Below are 12,949 nucleotides of genomic sequence, written 5' to 3'. Positions count from 1 at the left end.
GAGGTCGACCGGATGGCGGCACCGCCGTGCGCCCGGGCACCCACATGATGAAGCGGCAAGCGGTGGTCCGTACCCTGGTTCAGGATAGGCATACCTAAGGAGGACGGGTGGCGAACTCGCGCGGGGAACCGGGTCCGGCACTGGCCGGCGGAACGGCCGGGCACGAACGGCTGGCCGAGCTGATTCCCTTCGCGCTGCGGGGTTTCGCGCGGGGTGCGGCCGAGCGCCGCGGACCGGCGCCGGGTGGTGGCCCGGCCGCGGTGGCCGCGGAACTGGCGTCCGTGCTGCCCGCCGGCTCGCTGCCCGCCGAGGGCGTGGGTGCCGAACGAGCTTTGTCCGAATTGAGCGCCCTGCTCGCCGCGGGTTCGGTCGATCCGGCGGATCCGTGGTGCGCCGCGCACCTGCACTGCCCGCCGCTGGCCGTTTCGGTGGCCGCGGACGTGGTGGCGTCCGCGCTGAACCCGTCGATGGACTCGTGGGACCAGGCGCCGGTGGCCAGTGAGCTGGAACGGGAGTTCACCGCCGCGCTGGCCGGGGTGTGCTTCCCCGGCGAGACCGCGCCCGACGCCGTGGTGACCAGCGGTGGCACCGAAGCCAACCTGCTCGGCCTGCTGCTCGCCCGCGAGCACGCCCCCGGCCGCCGGGTCGTCCCGGTCTGCGGCGCGAACGCGCACCACAGCGTGGCCAGGGCGGCCTGGGTGCTCGGCCTGCCCGCGCCGGTGGTCGTCGCCTGCGACGGTGACCGGCTCCGCCCCGACGCGCTCGCCGAGGCGCTGGACGAGCTGACCGAACCGGCCGTGGTGGTGGCGACCGCGGGCACCACGAACACCGGCGAGATCGACCCGCTGGCCGAGATCGCCGTGCTGTGCCGGGCCGCGGGCGCCCACCTGCACGTCGACGCCGCGTACGGCGGCATGGCGTTGTTCAGCCCGGCCCACGCGGGCCTGCTGGCCGGGCTCGCCGAAGCGGACACCGTCGCGCTGGACATGCACAAGTTCGGCTGGCAGCCGGTCGCGGCCGGGCTGCTGGCCTGCCGCGAGGCCGGGCGGCTGGCCGCGCTGGACGTGCGGGCCGAGTACCTCAACGCCGACGACGACACCGAAGCCGGGCTGCCGGACCTGCTCGGCCGGTCCATCCGCACCTCGCGGCGGCCGGACGCCTTCCGCATGGCCGTCACCTTCCGCGCGCTGGGCCACCGGGAACTCGGGCGGCTGGTGGCGCACTGCTGCGACACCGCCACCGAGGTGGCCGAGGACGTGGCCGCCAATCCCGGCCTGCGGCTGTGGGCGGCGCCGTCACTGTCCACTGTGCTCTTCCGCCCGCGGGCTTCCGACGACGTGGTGGTGCGCGTGCGGCGGACGCTGCTGGAAGCGGGCCGGGCGGTGCTCGGCCGCGCCACCATGCCCACCGGTCCCGGCGGCGCCGACCAGGTCTGGCTGAAGCTGACCCTGCTCAACCCGGCGGCCACCGCGGCGGACTACCGGCCGCTGCTGGACCTGGTGGTGGAAACGGCCGCGGCGATGGCCGCCACCGGCGAGGAGCGGGTCCTTTCGTGACCGGTCCGGTGGACCTCGCCGGGGTCGGCATCGGCCCGTTCAACCTGTCGCTGGCCGCACTGGCCGCCGGGGTGCCGGAGCTGGACGCGGTCTTCTTCGACCGCCGGGCCGGGTTCCGCTGGCACCCCGGGCTGCTCATCGACGGCACCACGCTGCAGGTGCCCTTCCTCGCCGACCTGGTCACCCTGGCCGACCCGACCAGCGAACTGTCCTTTCTGAACTACCTGCGGGCGAAGGACCGGCTCTTCCCGTTCTACTTCGCCGAGCGCTTCCACGTGCCGCGGGCCGAGTACGACGACTACTGCCGCTGGGCCAGTGAGCGGCTGCCCTCGTGCCGGTTCGGGCGTACGGTGACCGACGTGCGGTGGAACGCCGGGGAGCACGCGTTCGTGTTGTCCTTCGCCGAGGGCGATCCGGTGCTGGCCCGCAACGTCGTGCTCGGGGTGGGCACCTCGCCGCGGGTCCCCGAGCCGCTGCGGGACCTCGTCGGCGACCCCGGTGCGCCGGTCGTGCACTCGGCGGGCTACCTGGACGCGCGGGAGGAACTGCTCGCCGCGCCGTCGGTCACCGTGCTCGGCTCCGGGCAGTCCGGTGCCGAGGTGTTCCTGGACCTGCTGCGGGCCCGGCCGCACGGGCTGCGCTGGCTCAGCCGGACCCGTTCGTTCGCCCCGATGGAGTACTCGAAACTGGGCCTGGAGCAGTTCACCCCCGACTACACGGCCTACTTCCACGGCTTGGCCGAGCCGGTCCGCGACCGGCTGGTCCCGTCGCAGTGGCAGTTGTACAAGGGCATCGACGCCGAGACGATCGCGGCCATCCACGACGAGCTGTACCAGCTGGGCATCGGCGGCGGCTGGCCGGACGTCACGCTCACCCCCGGGGTCGAGGTGGTCGGTGCCCGGCACGCGGAGGCGGGCGTCGAACTGCGGTTGCGGCACACCGAGCAGGGCTCGACGGCGACCGTCCACACCGGAGCCGTGGTGGCCGCGACCGGGTACACCGAGACGCCGGCCCCGTTCACCGGCGACTGCGCTCGTGACGCGGCCGGCCGCCCGGTGATCGGCCGGGACTACCGGCTGGCGCTGCCGTCCGGGGTGACCGGTTCGGTGTTCGTGCAGAACGCCGAGCGCCACACCCACGGCGTCGGCGCGCCGGACCTCGGCCTGGCCGCCTGGCGCTCGGCCAGGATCCTCAACGAGATCAGCGGGCGTACGGTCTACCCGTTGCCGGAACGCGCCGCGTTCACCACGTTCGGACTGGAGGGCTCGTGACCGAGACAGCGCAGGTTTCCCTGGCCACCGGCGACCCGGCGGACACCGCCGCGGCGTGGCGGGCGGCCGGTGCGCTCATCGTGCACAAGATGCTGGGGGAGCTGTCCTACGAGGGCCTGCTGCGACCCGAACCGGCGGATCCGGCGGAGTCCGGTGCCGGGTACCGCGGCTGGGTGCTGACGCTGCCGGGCGCCCGGTACGAGTTCCGCGCCCGCCGCGGTGCGTTCGACGCGTGGACCGTGGAACCGGGCAGCGCGGTGCGCGTGGCCGAGCGGACCGCGCCCGCCGACGATCCGCGGACGCTGGTGGTGGACGCCAGGGCCGCGCTCGGCCTGAGCGGGCTCCGCCTCGCCGACGTGCTGGCCGAGCTGACCGCCACGGTGGCGAACGAAGCCACCCGCCTCGCCGCCGCGCCGTCGGCGGCGGTGCTGTCCACCCTGGACTACGACCTCGCCGACGGGCACCTGACCGGGCACCCGCGGCTGGTGCTGAACAAGGGCCGCGTCGGCTTCTCGGCGGCCGACCGCGAGCGGTACTCCCCGGAGTCCGGTGCCGACGTGGTCCTGCGCTGGTTCGCCGTGCACCGCGAGCACGCCGAATTCCGCTGCGTCGCCGAACTGAGCGAAGAGCGGCTGCTGGCCGAGGAACTCGACCACGACCTGCGTGCCGAGTTCACCGCGAAGGTGGCCGAGCACGGCGATCCGGCGGACTACCTCTGGGTGCCGGTGCACCCGTGGCAGGCCGACGAGATCATCGGCACGCTCTACGCCGCCGAGCTGAGCACCGGCGTGCTGATCGACCTCGGCACCGGCCACGACCACTACCGTCCACACCAGACGGTCCGCACGCTGGCGAACGTGAGCAGGCCCGGGCGCCGCGACGTGAAGACGGCCGTCTCCGTGCGCAACACGCTGGTCTACCGCGGGCTGAACTCGGCGGCGACGCTGGCGGGCCCGGCGATCACCGCGTGGCTGAAGCAGGTCAGCGCGGCCGATCCGGTGCTCACCGAGCAGTACCGGTTCGAGCTGCTGGGTGAGGTGGCCAGCGTGTCGGTCCGGCACCCGCTGTTCGGTGCGCTGGACGAACTGCCGTACCGCTTCCACGAAACGCTCGGCGCGCTGTGGCGCGAGCCGTTGCGCGAGCGGGTCGGCGAGGGCGAGCACGCGTTGTCCTTCGCCGCGCTGCCGTACCGGGGACCGGACGGTGCCTCGGTGCTCGCCACCCTGATCCAGCGCTCCGGGCTGGACGCGGAACAGTGGTGCGGGCGGCTGTTCGACCTGCTGCTGACCCCGCTGCTGCAGTGGCTGCTGCGGTACGGCGTGGGCTTCTGCCCGCACGGCCAGAACCTGGTCCTGATCGTCGACGCCGACGGCAGGCCGCTGCGCGTGGCGATCAAGGACTTCGCGCAGGGCGTGGACCTGCTCGACGAAGACGTCGACGTGTACGCCCAGCTCGCGCCGGAGGCCGCGGAGGAGATGCTCCGCTGGCCCGCGCACCTGCTCGCGCAGTCGCTGTTCAGCTCGGTGTTCTCCGGCCAGTTCCGGTTCTGGGCCGAGCTGCTGCTGGACGAGCTTTCCCTGCCGCGGGCCCGGTTCTGGGCGCTGGTGCGGGAAGTGGTCAACCGCTTCCGCGAAGCGAACCCGGAACTGGCGGCCCGGTTCGACGCCTGCTCGCTGTTCGCGCCGGACGTCGAGCGGGTGACGCTGAACCGCGAGCACCTCGCCGGTGGCGGGTTCGACAAGGTGGAACGGGACGACGAGTTCGACGTGCGCTGGGGCCGGGCGCCGAACCCGCTGCACGGCCCGGACCCGGCGGGCGCCTGGTGATCGGTTCGCCGCGGCCGGCCGGGCCGCGCAGCCTGGCGGATCGGCGGGCGGCGGCGGTGGTCCCGGACGGGCTCGCCGGGGTGCCCCGGGTGCTGCTGCTGGTGCCCGATCCGCACGCGCGGTTCGCCGCGGTCGAGCTGGACGGCGGGTTCTTCGCCGAACAGGTGCTGGCGCACGGGTACGGCGTCTGCTCCTACGTGTTCGTCTGGGACGTCGACCGCGAGGTTCCGCCTGCTTTGGCCGAATCACTGCGCCGGTACGCCGGCCGGTTCGGTGACCTGCGGATGCGGCCGGACCTGGCCACGCTGACCCCGGTGCCGGGAGCGCTGGCGGTGGTCTGCGACGTCGAATGGCCCGATGGGTCACCGGTGGGCATCGCGCCGCGCACGGTGCTGGCGCGTCAGCTGGCGGCGCTGGAGGAACGCGGCCTGGTGCCCTCGGTCGGCATCGAGCACGAGGTCACCTTCCGCGGCCCGGACGGCGAGCCGCTGACCGGGCACCCGGTCGACTACGCGCTCGGCGGCACCGAGCGCCTCCGCCCGGTGCTGGACTCGGCCGCCGGACTGCTGAGCGCGGCCGGGCTGGGCGTCGAGTCGGCCCGTGCCGAATGCCACCCGGGGCAGTACGAGATCGTGCTGCGGCACCGGGACGCGCTCGCGGCCTGCGACGACGTCCTGTTGCAGCAGTTCCTCGTCCGGCGGGCGGCTGCCGAACACGGGGTGACGGCCGGTTACCTGGCCGCCGAGGGTACCGGGCAGGGCAGCTCCGGGCACGTGCACCTGTCGTTGTCCACTGTGGACGGGCAACCGGTGGAGCGGCTGGGCGGGTTCCTCGCCGGGGTGTTGCGCGAAGCCAGGGCGCTCACGCCGATCTGGGCGCCGACCTGGAACAGCTACGTCCGCCTGCGCACGGGCCCGTTCTCCCCGCGGGTGCTGCGCTGGGGCACCGACGACCGCACGGCGTCGATCCGGGTGGCCGGTGGTGACCGCCCGCGCCTGGAGTTCCGGTTCGCCGGCGCGGACGCCCAGTCCCACCTGGTGGTCGCGGCGCTGATCGCGGCCGGCCTGACCGGGCTCGACGAGGACCTGGAGCCGCCGCCGGAAGGTTCCCCGTGCGGGGAGCTGGCCGACTCCCCGTGGGAAGCGCTGGCCGCGTTCTCCGAAGCGGGTGCCCGATTGCTCGGCCCCGAGGTCGCGGCTCAGCAGGTTTCGCTGCTGCGCGCGGAGATCGACGCCGGGCTGACGGCGGTCAGCGATTGGCAGCGCGATCGAGCGCGCCGGCGTTCCTGAGCCCGGCCAGCGCCGGGGCCGCCAGCCACAGCAGCAGGGCGACCGCCACTAGCAGGTAGAGGTTCCCGGCGAACTGCTGACCGGTGGTCCACAGCAGTTCCTTGTTGTTGTACCCCGGTAGTTCGTGGAACGGGGCGACGACGAAGGCGACCGCGGTGACCAGCGCGGCGGTGAACCAGCCGATCGCGGTGAGCGAGCTCTCCGCCACCCGCCGGACCACGTAGGCGAGCATGACCACCAGCGCGGGCACCACCCAGACCCAGTGGTGCGACCACGAGGTCGGCGAGACCAGCAGCGCCAGCGCGGCGTTGGCCATCAGCGCCGGGGCCGGATCGCTCCGCCGCATGGCCACCACCGTCACGCCGAGCACGAGCAGCCCGAGCACGATCCACCACACGGTGACGTCGGCGGGGGAGAGGCCGAACCGCGCGAGCGCGGCTTCGATGGCCTGGTTGGTGCGGAACGGTGAGCCGCTGACCTCGGCCAGCCCGGCCGAACCACCGGTCCAGAACTTCACCGAACCGGCGAAGTCCACCACGAAACCGACGGCGGTGGCGGCCACGCCGGTCACCGCGGCCACGGCCGCCGCGCGGTAGTCCTTGCGCAGCAGGAAGAACAACACGAACGCGGCGGGCGTGAGCTTGACCGCGGCGGCGAGGCCGACCCCGATGCCCCGTGGCCACCACGCCTTCGGCGCCAGGCAGTCGACCGCGACCAGGCCCATCAGCAGCAGGTTGACCTGGCCGAAGCCGAAGGTGTTGTGCACCGGTTCCAAGTAGACGGCCAGCGGGGTGGCCAGCGAGGTGATCACGATCGCGCCACGGGGGCCGCCCTCGGGCCACACCTGCCTGCCCACCACGTAGCCCGTCGCCGCGATCGCGGCGAAACCGGCCAGCACCAGCAGGGTGTTCGCGGTGAACCAGGGCAGCGCGGCGAACGGCAGCAGGGCCAGCAGCGCGAACGGCGGGTAGATGAACGGCAGCGGGTTGCCGATCTGCGTTTCCGGCATCGCGCCGTAGAGGTCGCCGTCGGCGCGCCAGGCGTTGAACCCGTTGCGGTAGACCTCCAGGTCGATCTGCCACGACCCGGCGTCCTCGAGCACCGGCCAGCAGGTGAACCAGGCACCGGCGAGGCCGAGCAGCACCGCCACCCAGAAGAACCGCAGCACCACCGGTTTCGCCGTCACCGCACGCCCCCTCGATCGATCGGGCTCGAGTCTAGGCGAGCGCGACCCGGCGTCGCCGGTGCGTGCGGCGGTAGGCCGACGGCGGGGTGTCGTAGTGGTCCAGGAACGCCTGGCGCAGCGATTCGGTGGAGCCGAACCCGCAGCGCCGGGCCACCGCGGACAGCGGCAGGTCGGTGCCGCCGAGCAATTGCGCGGCGGCCTCGGTCCGCACCCGGCGGACGTGCCTGCCCGGCGTGGTGCCGAGGTGGGTGTCGAACAGGCGGGTCAGCTGGCGCGTGCTCAGGCCCGCCCGCGTGGCCAGCGCCGGGGTGCCGAGATCGGCGTCGAGGTGGCTGACGATGTGGCCGATCAGGTCGCGCACCACCCGGTGCTCCGGCGGCGGGGCGGCCAGGAACACGCTGACCTGCGCCTGGTTGCCCGGCCGCTGCAGGTAGGTGACCAGGTAGCGGGCGATCAGCCGGGCCATCGACGGCCCGTGGTCGGCTTCGACCAGCGCCAGCGCCAGGTCGAGCCCGCTGGTCACCCCGGCGGAGGTGTAGACCTCGCCGTCGCGCACGTACAGCGGTGCCGGATCGACCTCGACCTCCGGGTGGCGCGCGGCGAGGCGGGCGGCGTCGGCCCAGTGGGTGGTGCAGCGGCGGCCGGTGAGCACCCCGGCCGCGGCGAGCAGGGTGGCCCCGGTGCAGACCGAGGCGACCCGGCGGCTGAGCCCGGCGAGCCGCCGGACCTGCGCCACCACCCGGCCGTCCCCGGCGGCGTCCAGGTGCCCGAGCCCGCCCGCCACCAGCAGCGTGTCGAGCGGGCCGGGCACCTGGTCGAGGCGCACCTGCGGGTTGACCGAGAGCCCGGACTGGCAGCGGATCGGCCTGCCGTCGAGCCCGCCCAGCCGCAGTTCGTAGGCCGGGTCGGCGCCCAGCCGGTTGGCCGCGTCGAACACGTCCGACGGGCAGGCGATGTCGAGCAGTTCCGCTTCCGGGAAGGCCGCGATGAGGATCTGCCTGGTCATGGGGCGACGGTAGCAGCGGATGGCTTACCGACACGGTTCGCAGGATTCCGGACATCGGCCGTCCGCGGGTGGCCCGGCGCGGCCACCGTGGGTGGCATGACTGAACCGAAGACGATCGCGTGCGTGCTGTACCCGGGGTTGACCGTGCTGGACCTGGTCGGGCCGTTGCAGGTGTTCGGCGCGCTGGCCGGGCTGTCGCCGAAGTACCGGACGGTCGTGGTGAGCCGGGACCACGAGCTGGTGCCCACGGACACGCCGCTCGGCCTGAAGGCGAGCCACACCTTCGACGAGGTGCCGTCACCGGAGATCGTGGTGGTGCCCGGCGGGGGCGCGCCGACCTGGCGGGCGGCGGCCGACGAGCACCTGCTGGCCTACCTGCGGCGGGTGGCGGAGAGCGCCGAGGTGGTCGCCTCGGTGTGCACCGGGTCGCTGATCCTTGGCGCGGCGGGACTGCTGGCCGGGCGGAAGGCGAACACGCACTGGAGCCACCGCGAGTTCCTGCGGGAGTTCGGGGCCGAGCCGGTGGCGGACCGCTGGGTGGAGGACGGCAAGTTCGTCACCGCCGCCGGGGTGGCCGCGGGCATCGACATGGCGCTGCACCTGGTGGCGCGGCTGGAAGGCGAGGAGCTCGCGCGCGGGGTGCAGTTCGGCATCGAGTACGACCCGGAGCCGCCGCTCGGCGCGCTGGACTGGGCGAAGGCCCCGCACGAAGCGTTCGCGGCGTGGACCGCGGCGGGGATGCGCGAAGGTTTGGCCGGCACGGCTCTGGCCGAACGCTTCCTCCGGGAGTAAGGTCTAGACCATCCCGCCGCCGCAGGGATACGAAGGGAATTCTGCATGCCTTCAACCACTTCCCGGCGACGGTGGGCAGCGGCGGGCCTGGCCGTCGCGGCCGGTCTTTCGGTGGCCGTGGCGGCCGCACCGGCGGCGGGCGCCACGGTGCTGCCGAACGGGTTCCGGAGCGTCGGGTACCTGCCGTCGTGGTCCGGGAACGTCAACAGCATCCAGTACGGCAAGCTGACCCACATCAACTACGCGTTCGTGCTGCCGAACGCGAACGGCACGCTGCAGGCGGTGCCCGATCCCGGCAAGCTGTCGTCGCTGGTGACGCAGGGGCACAACAACGGGGTCAAGGTTTCGCTGGCGATCGGCGGCTGGAACAACGGCAACGACTCGGCGTTCGAGGCGCTGGCGGCGAACCCCGGCAGCCGGACCACGTTCGTCAACAGCGTGGTGAACGTGGTGAACCAGTACCACCTCGACGGCGTCGACATGGACTGGGAGTACCCGGACCCGGGGGCGTCGGGCAGCAACTTCACCGCGTTGATGCAGCAGCTGAGCACCGCGATGCACAGCCGGGGGAAGCTGCTGACCGCGGCCGTGGTGTCCGGCGGGAACACCGCCAACGGGGTGCAGCCCGCGGTGTTCGGGTACGTGGACTGGCTCAACATCATGGCCTACGACGGCGGCAGCCCGCACGCGAACTACGACTGGTCGATCGCGTCGGCGAACGAATGGAAGAACCGGGGCCTGCCCGCGGCGAAAACGGTCTTGGGTGTGCCGTTCTACAGCCGGCCGGGGTACCTGACCTACGCGCAACTGGTGGCGATGGACCCGGCGAACGCCAACCGCGACTGCGTCACCGCGAACGGGGCCCAGCAGTGCTACAACGGCATTCCGACGATCAAGCGGAAAACGCAGTGGGCGATGGCGAACGCCGGCGGAATGATGAACTGGGAACTGTCGCAGGACACCACCGGCAGCACTTCGCTGGTCAGTGCGATCTACGACACGGTGATGGGTGGCGGTTCCGGCGGTGGGGCGATCACCGGGTTCGGCGGGAAGTGCGTCGACGTGGCCGGTGCTTCGAGCGCGAACGGCACGGCGGTGCAGCTGTGGAGTTGCAACGGCAGCCCGGCCCAGCAGTGGACCGCCGGCGGCGGCACCCTGCGGGCGCTGGGGAAGTGCCTCGACGTGACCAGCGCCGGTACCGCGAACGGGACACCGGTGCAGCTGTGGGAGTGCAACGGGACGGGGGCGCAGGTGTGGCAGGCGTCCGGTGGGGCGCTGCGGAATCCGGCTTCGGGGCGGTGTCTGGATGCGACCGGGCCGAGTTCTGCGGATGGGACGCGGTTGCAGCTCTGGGATTGCGCGGGGTCTTCGAACCAGGTTTGGCAGGTGCCTGCTTGATTTCCTGAATTGTCGGCTCCACCCCGGTTTTTCGGGGTGACTACGGTGAGGGCGGCTTCGTCAAGGCTGGGAAGATGCCTTGACGAAGCCGCCTCGCCGTGTTTTGGCTTTGGACCGGGGATGGGAAGGGGTGGTCGGCATCCCGGGTGTCGAGCGCCAAGGGGGCCTCGTGGTGGCGTTGGCCAGTGGGGCTAGCCCGAATGGTGGTGTGCAATTAACCACCTATCCTGGTTCGATTCACGGCACCGCCGCTGGATGTGATCGGTCACTGCAGAAGGAGCAGTCCATGTCCCTGCGCCGCCGTGTCGCTGCGGTTTCGTCCGTGGTCGCACTCGCCGCCCTGTTGTCACCGTCCGCCGCCGGGGTGGAGCCGCTGGCCGTCAAGGAGGTCGCCAGTGGGCTGAACCAGGCCTGGGCGGTCGACTTCCTGCCCGACGGCACGCCGCTGTTCACCCAGCGCAACGCCCGGTCGATCAGCAAGCTCACCGACGGCAAGGTGGTCGAAGTGCAGACCATTCCCGAAGCCGTGGTGACCGCCGAAGGAGGGTTGCTCGGCCTCGCCGTTTCCCCGGACTACGAGACCGACCAGACCGTCTTCATCTACTACACCGCCAACTCCGACAACCGGATCGCCAAGCTCACCCTCGGCTCCGCGCCCACCCCGATCGTCACCGGCATCCCGCGTGGCAGCCAGTTCCACCACGGCGGGCGCCTGCGGTTCGGGCCGGACGGGTACCTCTACGCGGGCACCGGTGACGGTCAGGTGGCCCAGAACGCCCAGGACGACGCCTCGCTCGGTGGCAAGGTGCTGCGCGTCGACACCGACGGCAACGCCGCGCCCGGCAACCCCGGCGGTCACAGGTGGATCTCCAAGGGGCACCGCAACGTGCAGGGGCTCGCCTGGGCGGGCGACGACCTCTACACCGCCGACATCGGGCCGAGTGACGTCGACGAGCTGAACAGGATCGAGCCCGGTGGCAACTACGGCTGGCCGACCTGTTCCGGGCCGTGCGGCAACCCGGGGTTCACCGATCCGGTGAAGACCTGGCCCACCTCGGTCGCCACGCCCAGCGGCCTGGCCTACCACCAGGGCAGTCTGTACCTGGCTTCGCTGAAGGGCGGCACGTTCAAGCTCACCACCGCGGGTGAAGGCGGCAAGATCTACACCGAACTGGGCCGCACCCGCGACGAGGTCGCCGGGCCGGACGGGCAGCTCTGGGTGGTCACCCCCGGCTCGATCTACACCGCCGACGGGTCCTGAACCCCGGCACGGGGGAGGAACGACGTGCGGAGCTCGGTGGCCGGAGCGCTGCCCGCGGGAGCGGTGCCGGCCGGCGGCGGGGTCTCGCCGCCGCCGGTGTGCGCCCGCGCTGCCAGCAGCCGGGGTACTGCCTGTTCTCCGCGACGGACTTCGGCGGCGCGAAGGTGGGGGTGCCCACCGGCACGGGGTGCCACCCGGCGAGTGCGCTGGGCATCCCGGTGGTGCGGTCGGCCGCCCGCGGCTTCGGCGACGGGTACGCGCTGGAGCGGTACGCCGATCTGGACTGCGCGACCGGCGCGGGCACCGTCCACACCGAACTGCCCGACGTGACGGCGACGGCGTACCGGCTCATCCCGATCCCGGGCTGAGCCGGTACGCCCGGATCAGATACCGCAGCTGGGGGCCGACCAGAACTGGCCGGACCGGTGCGCCACGTGGGTGTGGTCGTCGTGCCCGGGGTAACCCGGGCCGAGGATCTCGCTGAACCCGTGGTTGCGGGCCTGCTTCGCCAGGCCGCAGAAGCCCTGCGAACCGGCGCCCAGGTCGACGGCGTCGCCGTAGAGGTGACGGCTGTTCGTCGCGCCCCCGACCGCGTTGTTGCAGGCGACGCTGCGGAAACCACCGTTGACCACGATGGCGCGGTCGCCCATGGCGTGCCGCATCGCCTGCAGCTTCCACATCGACACCAGCGCGTTGGCCTTGGCGGTGGCGGCGGAGACGTTGCCGCCGGACCAGTCGGAGTTGCAGTTGTTCAGCTCGTCGTAGCTGAAGTTGACCGGCGTGCAGTCGTTGTCCTGCAGCTCGTAGAGCTTGCTGAAGGTGGCGGGCCCGGCGATGCCGTCGGCGCCGAGGCCGTACGCCTGCTGGAAGCGGGTCACCGCGGCCTTCGTGCCGGCGCCGAACTGGCCGTCGATGGCCAGCACACCGCCGTAGCCGGGGTAGCCCGCCACGCGGATCTGCAGCTGCCGCACGTCGTCGCCGGAGGCGCCCTGGGACAGCGTGCGGCCCCAGGTGTAGCAGGCGTCGGCGGCGGACACGTCCTCCGCGGTGACCGGGCCCGGGTCGGCGGCCGCCGGGGCCGCCATCGTGGTGCCGAGCCCGGCCAGCAGGGCCAGCATCGGCAGGAGGGAACGGAATCTCATGGAGCAACACCTTTCATGGCAGGGAAGGTGACGCCGCAGCGTTTCGATGTCACACGCATCCTGTCAATGAATCACCAGGCAAAGACCTGGTTCGGCCGTAAGTGACCACCCGTCCGGCTCACGACGAACGGATCTTGACGGCCCACCCCGGTGCCACCCCGGTTTGGCACCGGAGCACAGGGACCGGAGGCGAAATTCCGCCCGGTGGTCACAGAGCGCACC

Annotated in this window: 11 protein-coding genes; 8 read left to right on the top strand and 3 right to left on the bottom strand. The window is 72.5% G+C overall.

Translation table 11 applies throughout. The features are described from left to right. Positions 1–107: 107 nt before the first annotated feature. From AC07EG_RS15665 to AC07EG_RS15650, 4 genes are all read left to right on the top strand, one after another. Complete coding sequence (locus tag AC07EG_RS15665; protein WP_478253784.1) at positions 108–1,556, top strand: pyridoxal phosphate-dependent decarboxylase family protein; 1,449 nt, start codon at positions 108–110, stop codon at positions 1,554–1,556. After that, positions 1,553–2,827 (top strand): lysine N(6)-hydroxylase/L-ornithine N(5)-oxygenase family protein, encoded by a 1,275-nt coding sequence (locus AC07EG_RS15660; protein WP_478253783.1) that lies wholly within the window; start codon positions 1,553–1,555, stop codon positions 2,825–2,827. The genes AC07EG_RS15665 and AC07EG_RS15660 overlap by 4 nt, the downstream gene beginning before the upstream one ends. Positions 2,828–2,916: 89 nt before the next feature. Continuing rightward, positions 2,917–4,653 carry an IucA/IucC family protein gene (locus tag AC07EG_RS15655; RefSeq protein WP_478253926.1) on the top strand — a complete coding sequence of 579 codons (1,737 nt, stop codon included), beginning with the start codon at positions 2,917–2,919 and terminating at the stop codon, positions 4,651–4,653. Further along, on the top strand, positions 4,650–5,942 hold the full coding sequence (locus AC07EG_RS15650) for a type I glutamate--ammonia ligase (RefSeq protein ID WP_478253782.1): 1,293 nt from the start codon (positions 4,650–4,652) through the stop codon (positions 5,940–5,942). The genes AC07EG_RS15655 and AC07EG_RS15650 overlap by 4 nt, the downstream gene beginning before the upstream one ends. Here the strand turns inward: AC07EG_RS15650 and AC07EG_RS15645 are convergent. After that, positions 5,902–7,128: a glycosyltransferase 87 family protein gene (locus AC07EG_RS15645; protein WP_478253781.1), complete on the bottom strand. Its 1,227-nt coding sequence runs from the start codon at positions 7,126–7,128 to the stop codon at positions 5,902–5,904. The two genes, AC07EG_RS15650 and AC07EG_RS15645, sit on opposite strands and share 41 nt — an antisense overlap. Before the next feature lie 31 nt (positions 7,129–7,159). After that, a complete protein-coding gene (locus AC07EG_RS15640; protein ID WP_478253780.1) occupies positions 7,160–8,134 on the bottom strand; it encodes a GlxA family transcriptional regulator in 975 nt (324 codons plus the stop codon). A gap of 96 nt (positions 8,135–8,230) precedes the next feature. On the opposite strand from AC07EG_RS15640, the gene AC07EG_RS15635 reads away from it, so the two are divergent. From AC07EG_RS15635 to AC07EG_RS15620, 4 genes are all read left to right on the top strand, one after another. Further along, positions 8,231–8,926, top strand: a complete 696-nt coding sequence (locus AC07EG_RS15635; protein ID WP_478253779.1) for a DJ-1/PfpI family protein — start codon at positions 8,231–8,233, stop codon at positions 8,924–8,926. A gap of 45 nt (positions 8,927–8,971) precedes the next feature. Beyond that, positions 8,972–10,324, top strand: coding sequence for a glycosyl hydrolase family 18 protein (locus AC07EG_RS15630; protein WP_478253778.1), 1,353 nt, complete (start codon positions 8,972–8,974; stop codon positions 10,322–10,324). Between the two features lie 286 nt (positions 10,325–10,610). After that, positions 10,611–11,585: a PQQ-dependent sugar dehydrogenase gene (locus AC07EG_RS15625; RefSeq protein WP_478253777.1), complete on the top strand. Its 975-nt coding sequence runs from the start codon at positions 10,611–10,613 to the stop codon at positions 11,583–11,585. Positions 11,586–11,683: 98 nt separating this feature from the next. Continuing rightward, complete coding sequence (locus AC07EG_RS15620) at positions 11,684–11,953, top strand: hypothetical protein (RefSeq protein ID WP_478253776.1); 270 nt, start codon at positions 11,684–11,686, stop codon at positions 11,951–11,953. Between the two features lie 15 nt (positions 11,954–11,968). On the opposite strand, the gene AC07EG_RS15615 is transcribed toward AC07EG_RS15620, so the two are convergent. Further along, positions 11,969–12,727 carry a D-Ala-D-Ala carboxypeptidase family metallohydrolase gene (locus AC07EG_RS15615; protein ID WP_478253775.1) on the bottom strand — a complete coding sequence of 253 codons (759 nt, stop codon included), beginning with the start codon at positions 12,725–12,727 and terminating at the stop codon, positions 11,969–11,971. Positions 12,728–12,949 lie beyond the last annotated feature (222 nt).

The sequence above is a fragment of the Amycolatopsis sp. NPDC045836 genome (assembly GCF_056431745.1).
This window is presented reverse-complemented; position numbering and strand designations above follow the sequence as displayed.